The organism is Sinorhizobium meliloti (assembly GCF_017876815.1).
GTDB classification, from domain to species: Bacteria; Pseudomonadota; Alphaproteobacteria; order Rhizobiales; family Rhizobiaceae; genus Sinorhizobium; species Sinorhizobium meliloti.
This window is the reverse complement of sequence record NZ_JAGIOS010000001.1, coordinates 193,125-210,433: the sequence shown is the minus strand read 5'-3', so window position 1 is coordinate 210,433 and position 17,309 is coordinate 193,125. Positions and strand designations below refer to the sequence as shown.

Below are 17,309 nucleotides of genomic sequence, written 5' to 3'. Positions count from 1 at the left end.
CTAGTCTCTAGAGCTTTATATGGGCAGGATCCGCCGTCGATCAAGCTTGGAAAGCGGCATCCGGGGTTCGTTCCCGTATCGAAGAGCGCACCTTCGGGCACAAGCCCGCCGCAATCGCCCTTTAGCGATTCGACCGTCGGAATCGATAGGAATAATATTCAAAATCAATAATTTAGCTATGTCTCGGCGCTTGAGCCGCACAGACGGAGGAAGACATGCCTTTGCACATAACCCGCCGAGCAATGCTGGCCGCGTCGGCCATGCTCTATCCGGCATTCGTCCTGGGAACGCCCGCGCTTGCGTCCGGTGCGGCGGAGGATGACGTGACCGAGCGGCTTCGCCAGCTTGAAGAGCGTACCGGCGGACGCCTCGGCGTCGCCGTGCTCGACACCGAGACCAACATCTCGTTCGGGCACCGGGAGACCGAGCGTTTCGCCATGTGTTCGACCTTCAAGGCGCTTGCGGCGGCTTGCGCGCTTGCCCGCGTCGATCGCGGGAAGGAAAAGCTCGACCGGCGGATCACCTTCGGCAAGGAGGTCCTGCTGCCTCACTCGCCGGTGACGGAAAAGCATGTGGGCGGCAACGGCATGACGGTCGCGGAACTCTGCGAGGCGGCGATCACCATCAGCGACAATGCCGCCGGCAACCTGCTGCTCGAAAGCTTCGGGGGCCCCCAGGGCCTAACGTCGTGGCTGCGCTCGATCGGCGACGAGACCACGCGCCTCGACCGGACGGAGCCCGACCTGAACGAAGCCAGGAAGGGCGATCCGCGCGACACCACGACACCGGGCGCCATGCTCGACACGCTCGGAAAACTGGTCCTGGGACTAGTCCTTTCGCAAGAAGGACGCAAGCGGCTCATCGATTGGCTGGTCGCGAACAAGACCGGTGATGCGCGGCTGCGGGCGGGCCTGCCCCAGGACTGGCGGATCGGAGACAAGACGGGAACGAGTATGACCGGTGCGGTTTCAGACATCGCCGTCGCCTGGCCCGAGGGCCGTGGCCCGATCCTGATCTGCGTCTATACCGGCGAGGCCAAGGCGCCGCTCGACGACCTGAACCCGGTCTTCGCGGATATCGGCAGAATCGTCGCCGACATGGCCTGAAGGCTGCGGGCGCGCTCATGCGAGCGCGCCCGTCATTCCGGTTCGTGCGTCAGGGCAGCGTATAGGCGATGACATAGTCGCCCGGCTTGGTGCCGACCGAACCGTGTCCGCCCGCGACGATCAGGACATACTGCTTCTCGCCGACCGTATAGGTCATCGGCGTCGACTGGCCGCCGGCCGGAAGCCGCGCTTCCCAGAGCTGTTCGCCCGTGGTCAGGTCGTAAGCCCGGAAGTAATCGTCGACCGCGGCACCCAGGAAAGCGAGCCCGCCCTTGGTTATCATGGGTCCGCCGATGCCCGGAACGCCCAGCTTGAAGGGCAGCGGCAGCGGCGTCATGTCGTAGACCGTGCCGTTCTTGTGCTTGTAGGCGATCTTGCCCGTTCTGAGATCGGCGCCTGCGACATAACCCCATGGCGGTGCCTGGCAGGGAATCCCGAGCGGGCCGAGGAACGGACCCATAAAGACCCCGTAAGGTGCGCCTTCATTGCGGTTGAGGCCCTGTTCGCTACCCTTTTCGCCTTCGCCCTTCGGGGCGATCTGGTCGCGCGGAACGAGCCGCGAGGTGAAGGCGAGATAGGTCGGCATCCCGAACATCACCTGGCGCTCCGGATCCACGGCGACGGAGCCCCAGTTGAAAGTCCCGAAATTGCCGGGATAGACGATCGTCCCCTCGAGGGAAGGCGGCGTGTAGCGTCCCTCGTATTTCAGCGTTCTGAATTCGATGCGGCATGCAAGCTGGTCGAACATGCTGATCCCCCACATGTCGCGCTCCATGAGCGGCGGGGGCATGAAGGTGAGACCTGAGACGGGCTGGGTGGGGGCCGTGAAATCCTCGGGGATCGCACCGCCGGGAGCGGGTACTTCCTCGATCGGGATGATCGGCTCCCCGCTTCGCCGGTCGAGCACATAGATGTCGCCCTGCTTGGTAGGCCCGACGAGTGCCGGCACGACGGTTCCGTCCTCTCTCGTGATGTCGAGAAGGGCAGGTTGGGCGGGTACGTCCATATCCCAGAGATCGTGATGCACCGTCTGCCGTACCCAGCGTACCGCGCCCGTATTGATGTCCAGGGCGACGATGGAGGAGGAGTATTTCTCCACATGCTCGCTGCGGCCCATGCCGAGCTGGTCGGGCACCTGGTTGCCCATGGGGATGTAGACGAGGCCGAGCCCTTCGTCATAGCTGAAGACGGACCAGCTGTTTGGCGAATTGGTGGTGTAGGTTTGACCCGGAGGGAGGGGCGCCGTTACGTCCGGATTCCCGCTGTCCCAATTCCAGATGAGTGCGCCGGTGTTGATGTTGAAAGCGCGGATCACGCCGGACTGTTCCGTGGTGGAATAGTTGTCGTTGACCGCCCCGCCGATGATGAGCCTGTCGCCGACGGCGACGGGCGGCGAGGTCGAATAGTAGTAGCCGGCGGGGTTGTGCTTCATGCCCTGTTCGAGATGCAGGACGCCGTTGTCGGCGAAGCTGGTGCAGACCTCGCCATTCGTCGCGTCGAGCGCGATCAGGCGGGCGTCCGATGTCGGCAGATAGACGCGCTCGGCGCAGGGGCTGCCGGGCGCTGCGGCCGGATCGGCCCAATAGGTGACGCCGCGGCAGGTCTGATGCTGGCGATCCGGGTTCATGCCGGAATTGGAATCGTATTTCCACTTCTCCTGACCGGTGGCTGCGTCGAGCGCGATCGCCCAGTTGTGCGGCGTGCAGACATAGAGCGTGTCCTTCACCTTCAGCGGCGTCACCTGATAAGTGGTTTCGCTGACGTCTTCGGGCAGCTTCACGTCTCCGGTCTGGTATTGCCACGCCACCTGCAGGTTGGCGACGTTTTCCGGACGGATCTGGTCGAGCGGGGAGTAACGTTGACCGAAGGGCGTGCGACCATATTGGTGCCATTCGCCCGGCGGTACGTTGCCCCCGAGGTTCGCGTTCGCCGCGACTTCGCCGGGCAGATCGCCGCGAATGTCATGGGGGTCCTGCGTCATCGAATAGAGGGCGACACCGACCGAGAGGAGGCTCACCAGTGCAAGCGGCCAGGCGCTTGCCCCATATTGCTCGCCGGTGGGCTGACGAAGCCGAGGGGTCGCCGGATCCATGGGGTTAGCAGCCACAGCCCGAGCAGGATGATCACGCCGCCCCGAGGCCCGAGTTGCCACCAATCGAAGCCCACCTCCCAGATCGCCCATGCGAGCGACCCGAGAACGACCAGCGCATAGACCCAAAGCGCGGCGGCGCGGCGGCGAAAGAGCAAAAACGCGGTGAGCAGAAAGCCCAAGCCGGCGATGAGATAATACGGGCTGCCGCCGAGCAGCAGGAGCCGCGTGCCGCCCCCACCGAGGGCGAGGCCGATCACGGCGAAGACGACGGCGGTCAGGACGATGACCATCAATTCGAGCTCCCGAGGTTGAGAACGTGCCGTCGGCACGACTCGTCGTGGACGGTTTTGTGAAAACTAACGCAAAACGCGTGCCTTTCAATAGCCGCAATCCGGTGAAGAGCCCCTCACCCTGACCCTCTCCCCGTGGGGCGGGGAGAGGGGACGTGCCCCTACGAAACGCCGATGATAATGGTGGCCGAGGTGCTTGCCTCGGGTCCCTTCCCCCCACAAGGGGCAGGGCTATCGCATATGAGCGATAAGAGAAGTGAGGAATTGGTCATCCCAGCCCGCCTTTTTGATTTTCCGGCGGATGGAGGCCTTGTCGGGGTGAGATCGCAAGAGGTTGAGAGCGATCTTGCGCAAGAAGGCAATGTTCTGAGGGCCGTTGTCCTTGCGGTTTCTGGCGGCGTCCTCGCGGAAGTGGACATCCAGAACCCAATGCAGTTTGTTTTCGATTTGCCAATGGGTTCTTACAACCTCGATCAGCGCGCTCGGCGACATGGTGGTGGAGAGCAGGAAGTAGCGGACATGGCTGGTCAAATGGCCGTTGGTATGACGGCTTGTGGTCTCGACGCAGCCGATGGCCTGCAGGCCCGGAAAGTTGATATCGTCGACAGCCACAACGCTGGCGCGGCGTGTCTCGGTGCGGTCATGGGCAGTCTCGGCTGCAATCTGGATGCTCTCGACGTGGTCGGCGTCCTCGATGCGGGCGAGCGCCTGGGCCAAGAGGCCGGGCTGGTTGGCCTTCAGTGCCAGAGCATAATCGCCGCCGGCAGCGAGGATGGCGCGGGCGGTGTCGGGCCGGCAATGCAGGGCATCGGCGGTGACGATAGAGCCCTCCAGTGCCAGCAGCGCGAGCGCATCGAGAGCCCCTTGCACCTCATTGCGGCCCGGCGCGAGCTTTTGGCCGATGACCAGACCGGGACCGGCAGCCCAGACATTGACGAAGTGGAGTGGCGTGGCCTTGGCGGCGCGCCGGTAGGCACCGCGCACCGCCTTGCCATCGATCGCTACCACCCCTTCGAGACCCTGCGCAAAGCTCGCCGTGAGACGGCGAAAGGCCGCGTCAAAGGCATCCGGATCGAGATGGCGGAAGACGGTGGAGAAGGTGTCATGGCTGGGAATGCCATAGGGCAGCGGCACGATTGTCTTCAGCCATTTCTTCTTGGCAACGCCGAAATCGGCCATATCGGTACAGCTTTCCGCACCGCAGACAATCGCCGCAACGGCAATGAACAGGATCGACGTCAACGGATGGCGCGCATTGCGACCGCGCGGATCGGGCAAATCTTCAAAGCAAGCGGCAAATCTACTCATCGAGACCTCCAAGTCAGCGGAGAACTCCAAGAATCGATTTGCCGCAACAAAACAACCGCTTATTTGCTAAATGCGATTCCCCTGCCGCTTGCGGGGAGAAGGTGCCGGCAGGCGGATGAGGGGCAGGTCATTCGCAACGCTTTGGAAAACAAATATTCACGTGCCGCAAAAGGTCTGCAGCACTTCCTCGCCCGGTTCGGGAGGCGCGGCATAGGCTGCGTGGCCGGGCTGGTCCTCGTAGGGTCTGGAGGTAACGTCGAGGAGCGCCTCGAAGAGCGAGAAATCCGCGTCTTCGGTTGCCGCAGCGATCGCCTGTTCCACCCGGTGGTTGCGCGGAATGAAGGCGGGATTGACGGAGCGCATCGCGGCAGCGCGTTCGGTTGCCGGCTGCGGCTCGCGTTCGAGCCGTCGGCGCCAATGCTCGAGCCAGGGTGAGAGCGCCTGCGGTTCTTCGAAGAGGCTTGCAAGCTCCGTATCCGCGGTTGCGTTTTCCGCTGAAGCCGCCAGCCGGCGGAAGGTGAGGGTGAAATCCGCTTTTCCGTTCTGCATGAGCGTCAGCAGCGACTGCACGAGATCGAGATCCTCGTCTTCATCCGTGAGCAGGCCGATCTTGCGCCGCATGCCGTCGAGCCAGTGCTTCTGGAAGATCGTTCCGTATTCGCCAAGAGCGTCGTTGGCGAGGTTCACGGCCGTGTCGGCTACGGGATCGAACAGCGTCACCAGCGTCTCGGCCAGGCGGGCGAGATTCCACTGACCGATAGCCGGCTGGTTGGCATAAGCGTAGCGGCCGAACTGATCGATCGAGCTGAACACGGTTTTCGGATCGTAATCGTCCATGAAGGCACAGGGGCCGAAATCGATGGTTTCGCCTGAAATCGTCATATTGTCGGTATTCATCACCCCATGGATGAAGCCGACATGCAGCCAGCGCGCGATCAGTGCAGCCTGGCGCGCCGCGACTGCCTTGAGGAGCGCGAGATAGGGTTTCTCATCCGTCTTCAGCTCCGGATAATGTCGGCCGATCACATAATCCGCGAGCGTCCTTATCGACTCCATGTCGCCGCGTGCCGCGAAGAACTGGAACGTGCCGACACGAATGTGGCTTGCCGCGACCCGGGTGAATACGGCACCTGGCAGGATCTGTTCGCGGTAGACGGGCTGTCCCGTGGCCGTGGCAGCCAGCGCACGGGTCGTCGGCACGCCGAGCGCATGCATCGCCTCGCTGACGATATATTCGCGCAGGACGGGCCCAAGCGCCGCCCGACCGTCGCCGCGGCGGGAGTAGGGCGTCTGGCCGGCTCCCTTGAGCTGGATGTCGCGTCGTCGCCCGCCGGCGTCGGTCACCTCTCCGAGCAGGATGGCCCGTCCGTCGCCGAGCTGCGGCACGAAGGTGCCGAACTGGTGGCCGGCATAGGCCATGGCGAGCGGTTCGGCCCCTTCGGGGACGAGATTGCCCGAAAAGATCGCCGCGCCGTCTCGTTCGAGCGCTTCGGCGTCGAGCCCAAGCTCTCCGGCAAGCGGGCGGTTGAGCTTGATCAGCCACGGTTCCGCGACCGGTGTCGGCTGCACACGGGCATAGAAATTGGCCGGCAGCCGGGCGTAGCTGTTGTCGAAGCGGAATGCGGTCATCTTTGAAATTGGCTGCGTTGGAACGGAACTCATCACGATACAGCGGCACGCCGGAAGTCGGCCGCCCTTTCGCAGCAAGTCTACACGAGCCCAGCCCTTTTCGCGAGGTTTCGGCCCCGATGCCTAAACAGGGGCCCTCGCTCATTCGTGCGAAGGGACCCTCGCGATCAGGCACTGAGTGCCGCTCGTGGCAGGCAGGCCTCACAGATCGCAGCGATGTGGCGTCTCGCTGTAACGTCAGGAACCGTCTTCCATCGCGGCTGCCATTTCCGCCAGCTTGCGTATCGTGTTGAGATTGCGCGCCGTGCCGGGTCTGAGCGCCGGAAGCTTCAGCTTCGATCGACCGGATCCATTCGGATAGTGGACATAGATTTCGCGCCCGTCGATCCGCACCTCTTCTCCATCAGGTGCCACCAGCTTGTCGAGCGCGTCGGCGGGAGGCGGCTCCGGCAGGAAGGTGATCAGCAGCAAGTTCGGCTTGGCATCGAGAAACCGCTCCGCCTTGGCCGCGATGTCGTCCAGTTGGCGGCGGCTGCGGAGCAAGACTCCCGGTGCCTTGCCCATTTTCGCCGCCAGCGCCTGTTCGAGTTTCGCCTGCACTGCGGGCTCAGGCAGGTCAGAGCGAAAGACGACGTTGCCGCTCTGGATAAAGGTCTTGGCGCCCGCGAAGCCGAGCTCGTCGCAGACGGCCTTGAGGTCCGCCATCGCCAGCTTGCCGGTGCCGCCCACATTGACGGCCCTGAGCAGTGCTACATAGACCGGCACCGGCTCCGCCCCTTACATCCTGCCTGCGACCTTGATGGCGAAGGCATATTCGAAGGCGATCTCCTCCAGCCGCTGAAAGCGGCCGGAAGCGCCGCCGTGGCCCGCGTCCATGTTGGTCTTGAGCAGGATGGGTTCGCTGCCGGTCGTCTCCTCGCGCAGCTTTGCCACCCATTTCGCCGGTTCCCAATAGGTGACGCGCGGATCGGTCAGGCCTCCGAGCGCCAGAATGGCGGGATACGGCCTGGCACCGACATTGTCGTAGGGCGAGTAGCTCGCGATGATGTCGTAGAACTCCGGGCTGTCGATCGGATTGCCCCATTCAGGCCATTCCGGGGGTGTCAGCGGCAGCGTGTCGTCCAGCATCGTGCTGAGCACGTCGACGAAGGGCACCGCGGCGATGATGCCGCGGAACTTCTCAGGCGCCATATTGGCGATGGCGCCCATCAGCATGCCTCCGGCCGAGCCGCCCTCGGCGACGATGTTCGCGTAGGAAGTGAACTTTTCCTGATTCAAATAGTCGGCGGCTGCGATGAAGTCTTTGAACGTATTGGTCTTCTTCGCCATCTTGCCGTCTTCGTACCAGTGGAACCCCTTGTCCTTGCCGCCGCGGATATGGGCGATCGCGTAGACGAAGCCGCGGTCGACGAGCGACAGGCAATTGGTGTTGAAGCTGGCGGGAATGGTGATGCCATAGGCACCGTAGCCGTAGAGCAGGCACGGGGCGGATCCGTCGAGCGGTGTGTCCTTGCGATAGAGCAGGGTGACCGGCACCTGCTCGCCATCGTGCGCCGGAGCGAAGACCCGGCGGGTCACATAGTCGTCCGGATCGTGGCCGGAGGGGACTTCCTGCGTCTTGAGCAGCGTGCGCTTGCGCGTCTGCATGTCGTAGTCGAAAAGCTGCGAAGGCGTCGTCATCGACGAATAGGAGAAACGGATGATGTCGGTGCCGTATTCGGCCGCACCGGCAAGCCCCAGAGAATAGGCCTCCTCGGCGAATGCGATGGCGTGTTCCTCGCCGGTTCGGCGGTCGCGGATGACGATTTCCGGCAGGCCGTTGCGGCGCTGCAGCCAGACCAGATGGCGGGCATAGGCCATATGGCTGAGGATCAGGGTTCCCGGCTTGTGCGGCACGACCTCGCGCCAGTTTTCCTTCTGCGGCGCTTCCACCGGCGCTTCCATGATCTTGAAATCCTTGGCGCCGTCGGCATTGGTGAGAATGTAGAAGACGTCGCCGCCCTCGGTCATGGAATATTCAAGGCCGGTTACGCGCACCGCCACGATCCTTGGCTCCGCGGCAAGGTCCCTGGTCGGGATGAGCCGGTATTCGCTCGTCTCGTGGTCATGTATGTCGATATAGATGAAATCATCGAGGAGCGAACCGCCGACGGACATGAAGAAGCCGGCATCGGGCTCCTCATAAACCAGCCGGTCTTCCGACTGCGGCGTGCCGATGACGTGGTGGAAGATCTTCGATGGCCGGTGGTTCTCGTCGAGCACGGTATAGAAGAAGCTCTTGCCGTCCGGCGCCCAGGCGCCGCCGCCACCCGTATTTTCGAGCAGGTCCTCGAGGTCCTCGCCGGTCGAAAGGTCGCGCACCTTCAGCGTGAAATATTCCGAGCCCTTGTCGTCGTACCCCCAGATTCCGCGTGAATGATCGCTCGAATGGTCAAGTCCGGCGATACGGAAATAGGTTTTTCCTTCAGCCTCCCTGTCGCCGTCGAGCAGCACCCGGCGGATCGTCTCGTCGCCCGCTGCACCCTCGCGGGGGATACGGAAATAGCGCGGATGCTCGCCGCCGGTGACGTAAGACGTCCCATAGGCAAAAGGGCCATCCTTCATCGGAACCGATGAATCGTCTTCCTTGATCCGGCCGCGCATTTCGGCAAACAGCGTCTTCTGCAGGTCCTTCGTGTCCGCCATCGCGGCGTTCATATAGGTATTCTCCGCCTCCAGATGGCGGCGGATCTCGGGATCCAGGATCGACGGATCCTTGAACATGGCCTGCCAGTTTTCGGCCCTCAACCAGGCGTAATCGTCGGTGCGGGTCATGCCGTGGCGGGTATCCGTTACCGGCTTTTTCGGGGCGACGGGCGCGGCGGGCAGGTTCTTGAATACGGACAAGGTATGTCTCCGGGATCGGTCCTGCTGCATGTCTTCTGGAATCCTACCGATTCAAGGGGAGAACACGCAGCAGATTAAAGCGCTACAGCAACCTCGCGTCTGACGAGACGTGCGGCGCCGTATGGGGGAGACAATGAGATAGAGGGCACCAGCGCGGCGATCAAGCGGAAAGGGCTGCCGAGCCGTCTAGGCGGCGAGTTTGAGGCCGATGCCCCACGGGTCGGTGAGGCTATGCGCGTCGCCCTGCCTGTCCACGGCTATTTCTAGCGCGTCGAGCTTCCGGATCGCGGCGGCGAGGGCCGCCGGCTCCCGGAAGCGGATCGTATAGTCGGCGAGACCGGTCATGTTGCCCTGACGTTTCGGCGCCCCGCGCGAATTCCAGATATTGGCCGCCACGTGGTGATGGTACTTGCCCGTCGCGAAGAAGCTGGCTCCAGGATAACGCGCCATGAGGTCGAGCCCCAGGGCATCGCGGAAAAAAGCGTCCGCCTGCGGGATATCCGAGACCTGAAGGTGAATGTGACCGATCGTGGTGCCGGCCGGCAGGCCGTCCCAGCCGTTTTTCGGCACCTCCTCGTAGAGTGCCTGCAAATCGAGCGGCAGCGTGTTCATTGCCACCATGCCGTCCGCTCCGTAGTTCCATTCCTCGCGCGGTCGATCGCGGTAGATCTCGATTCCGTTACCCTCCGGATCGGCGAGGTAGATCGCTTCGCTGACGAGGTGATCGGAGGCTCCCTGCAACTGCACCCCGCTCTCGGCGGCATGCACGAGCCAGCGTCCGAGCTCGGTGCGGTCCGGAACCAGAAATGCGTGATGGAAGAGACCGGGTGCGTTTCGCGGAGCCCTTACGGCATTGCCGTCGCTCGTCAACGTCAGGAGCGGTCTTCCGGCGACGCCGAGCGTCACGCCGCTTATGTTCGCCTCGATCGGCGACAGACCGATTATCCGCTGGTACCAGGACGAGACCGTCTCCAGGTCGCTGACGACAAGATGCGACCGATCGACATAAGCGGGCATCGCCGTCGCGTGATCGGCGGGAACGCTGGCCTGCGGCTTCGGTTGTGAGGTGTCCTTCATCCTATTCGCCTTTTCGGACAGCGGGAGGGCGACGCCCGAGACTGTGATCTGCTGCCCAATTCAATATGAGCACGTGAACAGGTTCGCGAAAGCTCTTATATTACTTGATGTTGTGTTCGATGAACGTTGACAGTCGTCACGGCCGCGCTACCTTTAACGGTGGGAGCAGAGGGGCGGTCACTTTGATCCAAGTCAAGGCCCGTACAGCCGCCACCGTTCGATGTCGGTCCGGCGCAGGACGGGGTGCGTGATGTGGTTTCCGTCTGTGACGGGAGGTGGGGCCGGATGACCGGCCAAGCTGAGGGATCAGCGTCGCATTCGGCGCGCGACGTGGTAACATAGGAAAAGGACGCAGCAGCATGTACAAGAAGATCATCGTGCCGATCGCCATGGATCAGCTGGAGCACGGCGAGTCCGTCCTTGGCATCGCCGAGAAACTGATCGATGAGGGGGGAGAGATTATTCTGCTCAACGTCGTCGAGGATCTCAACGCCTATGCACAAGGTTACATGATCGTCGATTTTCCGCTGGAGATGATCGAGGAATCGCGCAAGCACGCGGTCAAGACCCTGGAAGCGCTGAAGACCAAGCATGGCATCAACGGGCGCGTCGAAATCCGCACCGGCGGAGCTGCCGGCAGCATCAACGCCCTCGCCGAGGAAGAGAATGCCGACCTGGTGATCATCGCGTCCCACCGCCCGGGGCTGATCGATTATTTCATCGGGTCGACCGCCAGCCGTGTCGTCAGCCATTGCCCCTGCGCGGTTCTCGTCGACCGGTAATACTGGGAATAGAAGGGAGCGGTGCAGGCCGCCTGCGCCGCGATCCGAAGGAGTCACGCAATGGATAAGTATGCGCTTGACGACTTTCGCGAACAGCTTTTGCGCCGCAAACGCGAACTTCATGGCCGGCTGGTGCAGATAGAGGAAGACCTCGAGCAGCCGATGAATGCCGATGTGCCGGATCGCGTAACGGAACGGGAGAGCGACGAGGTCCTGGAAGGACTCGGATTGGCGGGCCAGGGCGAAATTCGCGCGATCGACGCTGCGCTCAACCGCATCGAAGCAGGAACCTTCGGCATTTGCGTCCGTTGCGGCGACGCCATATCCCCGGAAAGGTTGCGCGCCGTGCCGCATGCGCCGCTCTGTCAGACCTGCGCCGCCGAGATCGCGACCGGGGGGAGATAACCACCCAAAGCTCCCATCTGCTTCAGCGAAAGCCGTTTGCTGCACGCTCCCGCGCAAGGTGCGGTATTTGTTGTAATGCGTTGCAAAAGTTGATCCTTTCGCCCGATCCTGGTGCTTTGCCGTGTCGCTGCTCTGTGGCAGGATGAACCGAAACCATGGTGATCCTGTGCGGCGTTTCGAACTGTTCGAATCCGCTGTAATCGGTCATGAGGTATTTCGTTGCTGCTGCAGGCTGCAGACGGATATCGGGAGCGGAGCGGGAGGGGCCGCGTGAAGGTTGCCGGCGTCAAATGGGACTACGACCGATCGGAGATGATCGCCGACGCAATTGTCCACGGGATCGGCCTTTCGGCGGCGCTCGTCGGTGTTACCGCCCTGATCTTTTACGCCACCGTCTGGAGCACGTCCGGGCAATTGGCCGCGGCTTCGATCTATGGCGGCGGGCTCATCGCCGCCTTGTCGATTTCATTCGTCTACAACCTCTTTCCGGTCGGCCGGGCAAAGTGGTTCCTGCGTCGGCTGGACCACTCCGGGATCTTCGTGCTGATCGCTGCAACCTACACGCCTTTCCTGCAGCGCGGCTGGGATGATCCGTTCCTCTTCTCGATGCTGGTCGCCATCTGGCTTATCGCAGCCGCCGGCATCGCCATGAAGTGCCTCCTGCCCGGGCGCTTCGATCGGCTGGCGATCCTGCTTTATCTCGCAATGGGCTGGAGCGGGCTGCTCGCCGCGAAATCCCTCTTTACCGCCTTGAGCGCGACGACGCTCACCCTGATCGTCATCGGTGGCGTCATCTATTCGGTCGGGGTCATCTTCCATGTCTGGGAGCGTCTTCGCTTCCAGAACGCCATCTGGCACGGCTTCGTCGTCACGGGAGCGGCTGTGCACTATTCCGCAGTCTTGACCTGCATCAGCAGCGCCGCTGTATCTTAGATCACGATGTTTTTAGGTCGGGTCGAGCTGTCGGCGCGGATGACCTGGCTCTGGCTGGCCCAGGAAGCCTATCACCGGATTGCAATCTCTCCTCTTCCTCATCTCTGTGCTTGTCACAGAGATGAGAGCAGCGCCGCGTCTGCGGCGCGGGAAGCGTTCTTTCAGCCCAAGGACTTGGTCTGGCTGGATCCCTGTGACGAGCACAGGGATGAGGTAATCAACAGGCTGCGGCGGGTATCCCGAATCTCAACAGGCCTTAGCCAGATTCAAAGCTGCAGCTTCAGTCTGCTGCAGGCTGACATTCTTCCGACGGCCTGAGTGCCGAGGCCATGCGCGAGATGACGCCATCGAAACTGGTCAGGTTGCTCTTCCGATATTGCAGCCTGAAATAGGCGGCGCTGCCGTCGCAGAGCGCAATCGCCCGCGTATAGAAAACGTCGCTCTCGCGCGCGCCGGAAAAGCTTGCCCAGGCGGGCGTGACGCGCGAAAAGATGATTCGCCAGTCGGCCTGCTTCTCGTAGCCGATCCTTTCGGCGACGTCGGTTTCGAAGTCGCCATCCGGCGGATGAGTGCCGAACACCATGAGCGTCGCGCCATTGTCATCGGCATGAAATCTGACGCCGTCGCCGTTATCGGCCTCAAGGCCCATCTCGAATCCGGGCGGGATGTCGACCGTGTAGCCGAAGCGGGGATTGGCGTAAGGGTGCCAGTCGTCCTCGGCGACAGAGGGCGAGGCAAGCGTCACGAGGAGCAGAGATGCGATAAAGGCACGGCGCATGCGTGGCGTCCTCTCGGCTTCGTTCGACCTGCCGGTTCTTCTCAACGCACCGCGCGTTTTCTTCCTGCACGCGCGAGGGCCGTCGCAACGGCTTTGAACTGCTGCATCATCTTATCTTCAAATCGTTCCGGGTTTAAGGGCATGCGATAGACAACACGCATGCTGGAAAGTGCCGCCGGAACAGTCCCTTATGGTCAATCTTCCTCGAATGTCATCGCGGTGCCGTTGAGGCAATAGCGCAGGCCCGTCGGAGGCGGCCCGTCGGGGAAGACATGGCCGAGATGGGCGTCACAATCGGCACAGCGAATCTCCGTCCTGACCATGAGGTGCGAGCGGTCCACATATTCAGCGATCGCGTCCGGATCGACCGGGGCGAAATAACTGGGCCAGCCGCAGCCGGAATCGAACTTGGTGTCCGAGCGGAACAGCGCGCGGCCGCAACAGACGCATTTGTAGGTGCCATGCCTTTTATTGTCGAGGAAGGGGCCGGTGAAGGGACGTTCGGTGCCATGCTCGCGTGTGACGCGGTACTGCTCGGGCGTCAGCGCTGCCCGCCACTCCTCGTTCGTCTTCGTAATCTTCGGCATCCGGTTTTCGGACATGGCTGCGCTCCTTTCGATTGCAGCGAATATATAGGATGGCATCCGCTCGGGCACAAATGGGGGTCAATGCCGGGAGCTCCGCGTCCTGGACAGGATCCTGATCAGGGTCGGGGCGAAGCCGCTGCCCTCTACATAGTATAAACGTGGCATAACCTCACACCGCGGCCGATTTCCCTTGAGGCAGGCCCGCCCTTCTTCTATGTCCGGTTAAAGCTTGACTGAAAGATCAATGAGAAGGAGCGTGTCGATACGATGGATGCCGCGGCCCTGACATTCCTGGCCCTCGGTCTTCCCTTTGCCGCGGCCGCCGTCGCACCGGCCCTGACCCGGCTTCTCGGCGGGAATGCCGCCTGGCTGCTGGCGCTTGCGCCACTCGCCATCTTCATGCATCTCGCAGGTTTCATTCCGGAAGTCGCCGCTGGCGAGATCGTTACCGGCGGCTATATCTGGATACCGTCCTTCAACGTCAGCTTCTCCTGGCTGATCGACGGCCTGTCACTGACCTTCGCGCTTCTGATTTCGGGCATCGGGACACTGATCGTCCTCTATTCGGGCGGATATCTGAAGGGGCATCCCGACCAGGGCCGCTTCTTTTCGTTCATCCTGATGTTCATGGGCTCGATGCAGGGGCTCGTCGTCTCGGACAGCTTCCTGATGCTCTTCGTCTTCTGGGAGCTGACGTCGATCACTTCGTTCCTGCTGATCGGCTTCGATCACACCCGCGAGGCGGCGCGCCGCGCGGCTTTGCAGGCCCTGGTCGTGACGGGGGGAGGCGGGCTTGCCTTGCTCGCCGGGCTCCTCATCCTGTGGAACGTCAGCGGCGTCACGCAATTTTCGCTGCTCCTGTCCTTCGGCGACGAACTGAAGCAAAGCCCTTTCTATCTCGCGGCGCTGCTCCTCGTCCTCGGCGGCGCATTCACCAAGTCGGCACAGTTTCCGTTTCACTTCTGGCTGCCGAACGCCATGGAAGCGCCGACGCCCGTTTCGGCCTATCTGCACTCGGCGACGATGGTGAAGGCGGGGGTCTATCTTCTGATGCGGCTCAACCCGGTGCTCGGCGGTACGACGGAGTGGCAGGTTCTGCTGCCGCTCTTCGGCGTGACGACGCTCGTCGCCGGAGCCGCCCTGGCAGTGCGCCAGACGGACCTGAAGATGATGCTGGCCTATACGACCATGTCGTCGCTCGGTCTTCTGGTCATGCTGACGGGCCTCGGCCTGCCCTACGCCATCGAAGCCGCAGTGCTTTACTTGGTGGCGCATGCCCTGTTCAAGGGGGCGCTGTTCATGGTGGCCGGCATCATCGATCATGAAACCGGTACGCGCGATCTGACGAAGCTCGGCGGCCTGCGCAGGGCGATGCCTCTGACCTTCGCCATAGCTCTTGCGGCGGCCCTGTCGATGGGCGGCCTGCCGCCCTTTTTCGGGTTCCTTGCAAAAGAGGAAATCTACGCCGCACTCTCCGGTTTCGACCGCCGGTCCATGGTCTTCGCGGCATTGACCATCCTCGGCAACGGCCTGATGTTCGCCGTCGGCTTCGCGATCGCTCTAAAACCGTTTCTGGGCCCGAAGGTCGATACGCCGAGGCATGCCCACGAGGCACCGGTGCTCCTCTGGATCGGCCCGGCAATCCTGGCTGCGAAGGGCCTTTCCATCGCGCTGATGTCGGGCCTTGTTCATCGGTTCGTGACCTCGCCCATGGCCTCGGCCGTTGCCGGCGAACCGAGAACCGTGACGATTTCTCTCGCACCGCATATCGGCGTGCCGCTGTTGCTCTCCGTCGTGACGCTGGCGGTCGGCGTCGTTCTGTTCCTCAATCTGACGCGGCTGCGCGCAGCCATGGCGGTGATCCTTGCCGATATCGGCTGGGGACCGGATCGAGGCTTCGACCAGTTCATACGCGGCCTCGTGCGGTTTGCGGTCGCCGCGACCCGCCGATTGCAGGGCGGCCGTCTCGATAACTACATGACCGTGACCTTCCTGCTCGTCGCCGCCGTCATGCTCGCATTGCCGCTGCGCTACGGCGAATTCCCGCGCGCACCTTTCTTTCCGGGCGACGTTCCGCTGCACGAATTCGCGATCATGGCGATCGCCGTGCTTGGCCTCTTCGCCGTGGTGCTGGCCGCGGACCGGCTGACGGCGATCGTCTCGCTCGGAATTCAGGGCTTCGCCGTCGCGATGCTCTTCCTGCTTTACGGCGCTCCGGATCTCGCCTTCACCCAGTTCATGATAGAGACGCTGTCCGTCGTCGTGCTGGCACTGGTGATGACCCGGCTGCGGCTGTCTCCTTCGGATCACCGACCACTCAGGCAGAAGCTTCCCGACTTCACGATCGCGCTCGCCTGCGGAATCGGATTCGGCCTTTTCCTTCTCCGGGTTACCGGCGTGCCGTTCGATGCGACGCTGACGGACTTCTTCAACCTCTATTCGAAATCGATCGCGCACGGCGCGAACGTGGTCAACGTCATCATCGTCGACTTCCGAGGCACGGATACGCTTGGCGAAATTGCCGTCGTGCTGGTTGCGGGCCTGTCCATCCTTTCCCTCGTGCGGTTGCGGGCGGGATCGTTGAGACGCGGCGAAACGCGCGAGATCGCGGCCGCTGATGCGAACACGAAGGAGCCGGTATGAAGTCGATCATTTTTCGGACCGTTGCGCCCTTCCTCGCCGGATTGATGATGCTCTTTTCGATCTTCGTGCTGCTGCGCGGCCACAACGAGCCCGGAGGCGGCTTCATAGGCGGGTTGATCGCCGTTTCGGCGCTGGCGATCTACGGCATCGCCCATGGCGTGGAGACGGTGCGGCGGGCGATATTCTTCCATCCCATGGCTATCGCCGGCGCCGGCCTTTTCGCCGCGACCGTGGCCGGACTGGTGTCACTTTTCGCGCGGGTGCCGTTCATGACCGGGCTTTGGATATATCCCTCCTTTCTCGGCGTCGAGGTTCCGCTCTCCACCGTCATGCTGTTCGATACGGGGGTCTACCTGGTCGTCGTCGGTGCCATCAGTTCGATCGCGCTGTCGCTTGAAGAAAGAGGGGGGGCCTGATGGAGACCTGGTTTTCGCTGCTGGTCACTTTCTTCTTCACCGTCGCCATTTACTTGCTTCTGTCGAAATCCATCATCCGCGTCCTCCTGGGCGTGGCGATCCTGGGAAATGCGGTGAACCTTCTGATCTTCACCGGCGGCCGTCTGACGCGCGACGTACCGCCGGTCATAGCGGAGGGCTCCGATGTGCTTTCCGGTCCGGCGGCCAATGCCTTGCCGCAGGCGCTCATCCTGACCGCCATCGTGATTTCCTTCTCCTTCTTCGCCTTTCTCCTCGTTCTCGCCTGGCGCGCCTATGAAGACCTCGCGACAGACAACACGGACGAGATGCGTGTTGCGGAACCGGTGAACGAGCCGGCACCGCCGCTGGGATACTGA

General features: G+C 62.6%; 15 protein-coding genes and 1 pseudogene. 7 read left to right on the top strand and 9 right to left on the bottom strand.

Translation table 11 applies throughout. From position 1 onward, the window contains the following. Window positions 1-215: 215 nt before the first annotated feature. Window positions 216-1,106, top strand: coding sequence for a class A beta-lactamase (bla, locus tag JOH52_RS01015; protein WP_010968965.1), 891 nt, complete (start codon window positions 216-218; stop codon window positions 1,104-1,106). Window positions 1,107-1,155: 49 nt separating this feature from the next. Here the strand turns inward: bla and JOH52_RS01010 are convergent. From JOH52_RS01010 to JOH52_RS00985, 6 genes and pseudogenes are all read right to left on the bottom strand, one after another. Continuing rightward, a pseudogene (locus tag JOH52_RS01010) lies at window positions 1,156-3,488 on the bottom strand (glucose/quinate/shikimate family membrane-bound PQQ-dependent dehydrogenase). Window positions 3,489-3,719: 231 nt separating this feature from the next. Continuing rightward, window positions 3,720-4,796 carry an ISAs1-like element ISRm21 family transposase gene (locus tag JOH52_RS01005; protein ID WP_010969728.1) on the bottom strand — a complete coding sequence of 359 codons (1,077 nt, stop codon included), beginning with the start codon at window positions 4,794-4,796 and terminating at the stop codon, window positions 3,720-3,722. A gap of 156 nt (window positions 4,797-4,952) precedes the next feature. Then, window positions 4,953-6,425 carry a protein adenylyltransferase SelO gene (locus JOH52_RS01000; protein ID WP_010968967.1) on the bottom strand — a complete coding sequence of 491 codons (1,473 nt, stop codon included), beginning with the start codon at window positions 6,423-6,425 and terminating at the stop codon, window positions 4,953-4,955. Between the two features lie 237 nt (window positions 6,426-6,662). Then, complete coding sequence (locus tag JOH52_RS00995; RefSeq protein WP_013844131.1) at window positions 6,663-7,190, bottom strand: DUF1697 domain-containing protein; 528 nt, start codon at window positions 7,188-7,190, stop codon at window positions 6,663-6,665. 12 nt (window positions 7,191-7,202) lie between these two features. Further along, complete coding sequence (locus JOH52_RS00990) at window positions 7,203-9,311, bottom strand: S9 family peptidase (RefSeq protein ID WP_013844132.1); 2,109 nt, start codon at window positions 9,309-9,311, stop codon at window positions 7,203-7,205. Window positions 9,312-9,497: 186 nt separating this feature from the next. Further along, the gene (locus JOH52_RS00985) at window positions 9,498-10,388 is read right to left on the bottom strand and encodes a VOC family protein (protein ID WP_010968971.1); all 891 of its coding nucleotides are present in this window, start codon (window positions 10,386-10,388) and stop codon (window positions 9,498-9,500) included. Between the two features lie 359 nt (window positions 10,389-10,747). On the opposite strand from JOH52_RS00985, the gene JOH52_RS00980 reads away from it, so the two are divergent. Beyond that, entirely contained in the window at window positions 10,748-11,170 is a 423-nt protein-coding gene (locus tag JOH52_RS00980; RefSeq protein ID WP_003527403.1) for a universal stress protein, read from the top strand. A 60-nt stretch (window positions 11,171-11,230) separates the two neighbouring features. Then, on the top strand, window positions 11,231-11,575 hold the full coding sequence (locus JOH52_RS00975) for a TraR/DksA family transcriptional regulator (RefSeq protein WP_003527402.1): 345 nt from the start codon (window positions 11,231-11,233) through the stop codon (window positions 11,573-11,575). 22 nt (window positions 11,576-11,597) lie between these two features. Here the strand turns inward: JOH52_RS00975 and JOH52_RS00970 are convergent, their stop codons facing one another. Beyond that, window positions 11,598-11,783, bottom strand: a complete 186-nt coding sequence (locus JOH52_RS00970) for a hypothetical protein (RefSeq protein ID WP_127508648.1) — start codon at window positions 11,781-11,783, stop codon at window positions 11,598-11,600. Window positions 11,784-11,845: 62 nt separating this feature from the next. On the opposite strand from JOH52_RS00970, the gene trhA reads away from it, so the two are divergent. Then, window positions 11,846-12,508, top strand: a complete 663-nt coding sequence (gene trhA / locus JOH52_RS00965; RefSeq protein ID WP_003527401.1) for a PAQR family membrane homeostasis protein TrhA — start codon at window positions 11,846-11,848, stop codon at window positions 12,506-12,508. Between the two features lie 280 nt (window positions 12,509-12,788). Here trhA and JOH52_RS00960 read toward each other — a convergent pair whose 3' ends face one another. Together JOH52_RS00960 and msrB are read right to left on the bottom strand one after the other, a co-directional pair. Continuing rightward, window positions 12,789-13,286, bottom strand: a complete 498-nt coding sequence (locus JOH52_RS00960) for a hypothetical protein (RefSeq protein WP_010968973.1) — start codon at window positions 13,284-13,286, stop codon at window positions 12,789-12,791. Window positions 13,287-13,480: 194 nt separating this feature from the next. After that, on the bottom strand, window positions 13,481-13,888 hold the full coding sequence (gene msrB, locus JOH52_RS00955; protein ID WP_010968974.1) for a peptide-methionine (R)-S-oxide reductase MsrB: 408 nt from the start codon (window positions 13,886-13,888) through the stop codon (window positions 13,481-13,483). 252 nt (window positions 13,889-14,140) lie between these two features. Here msrB and JOH52_RS00950 point away from each other — a divergent pair, with 252 nt between their 5' ends. Genes JOH52_RS00950 through JOH52_RS00940 form a run of 3 tightly spaced genes read left to right on the top strand, consistent with a single transcriptional unit; the run spans window position 14,141 to window position 17,309 of the window. Then, window positions 14,141-16,516 (top strand): putative monovalent cation/H+ antiporter subunit A, encoded by a 2,376-nt coding sequence (locus JOH52_RS00950; protein WP_010968975.1) that lies wholly within the window; start codon window positions 14,141-14,143, stop codon window positions 16,514-16,516. Continuing rightward, complete coding sequence (locus tag JOH52_RS00945) at window positions 16,513-16,932, top strand: Na(+)/H(+) antiporter subunit B (protein ID WP_010968976.1); 420 nt, start codon at window positions 16,513-16,515, stop codon at window positions 16,930-16,932. The genes JOH52_RS00950 and JOH52_RS00945 overlap by 4 nt, the downstream gene beginning before the upstream one ends. Then, window positions 16,932-17,309 carry a Na+/H+ antiporter subunit C gene (locus JOH52_RS00940; protein WP_010968977.1) on the top strand — a complete coding sequence of 126 codons (378 nt, stop codon included), beginning with the start codon at window positions 16,932-16,934 and terminating at the stop codon, window positions 17,307-17,309. Before JOH52_RS00945 ends, JOH52_RS00940 begins: the two co-directional genes overlap by 1 nt.

Excerpts from the sequence above, each read along its gene's own strand:
- JOH52_RS00950 (WP_010968975.1), top strand. The coding sequence starts at position 14,141 with ATGGATGCCGCGGCCCTGACATTCCTGGCCCTCGGTCTTCCCTTTGCC.
- JOH52_RS00970 (WP_127508648.1), bottom strand. The coding sequence starts at position 11,783 with ATGACCGATTACAGCGGATTCGAACAGTTCGAAACGCCGCACAGGATC.
- JOH52_RS00945 (WP_010968976.1), top strand. The coding sequence starts at position 16,513 with ATGAAGTCGATCATTTTTCGGACCGTTGCGCCCTTCCTCGCCGGATTG.
- msrB (WP_010968974.1), bottom strand. The coding sequence starts at position 13,888 with ATGTCCGAAAACCGGATGCCGAAGATTACGAAGACGAACGAGGAGTGG.
- JOH52_RS00985 (WP_010968971.1), bottom strand. The coding sequence starts at position 10,388 with ATGAAGGACACCTCACAACCGAAGCCGCAGGCCAGCGTTCCCGCCGAT.
- JOH52_RS00940 (WP_010968977.1), top strand. The coding sequence starts at position 16,932 with ATGGAGACCTGGTTTTCGCTGCTGGTCACTTTCTTCTTCACCGTCGCC.
- JOH52_RS00960 (WP_010968973.1), bottom strand. The coding sequence starts at position 13,286 with ATGCGCCGTGCCTTTATCGCATCTCTGCTCCTCGTGACGCTTGCCTCG.
- JOH52_RS00980 (WP_003527403.1), top strand. The coding sequence starts at position 10,748 with ATGTACAAGAAGATCATCGTGCCGATCGCCATGGATCAGCTGGAGCAC.
- bla (WP_010968965.1), top strand. The coding sequence starts at position 216 with ATGCCTTTGCACATAACCCGCCGAGCAATGCTGGCCGCGTCGGCCATG.
- JOH52_RS00975 (WP_003527402.1), top strand. The coding sequence starts at position 11,231 with ATGGATAAGTATGCGCTTGACGACTTTCGCGAACAGCTTTTGCGCCGC.
- JOH52_RS01005 (WP_010969728.1), bottom strand. The coding sequence starts at position 4,796 with ATGAGTAGATTTGCCGCTTGCTTTGAAGATTTGCCCGATCCGCGCGGT.
- JOH52_RS01000 (WP_010968967.1), bottom strand. The coding sequence starts at position 6,425 with ATGACCGCATTCCGCTTCGACAACAGCTACGCCCGGCTGCCGGCCAAT.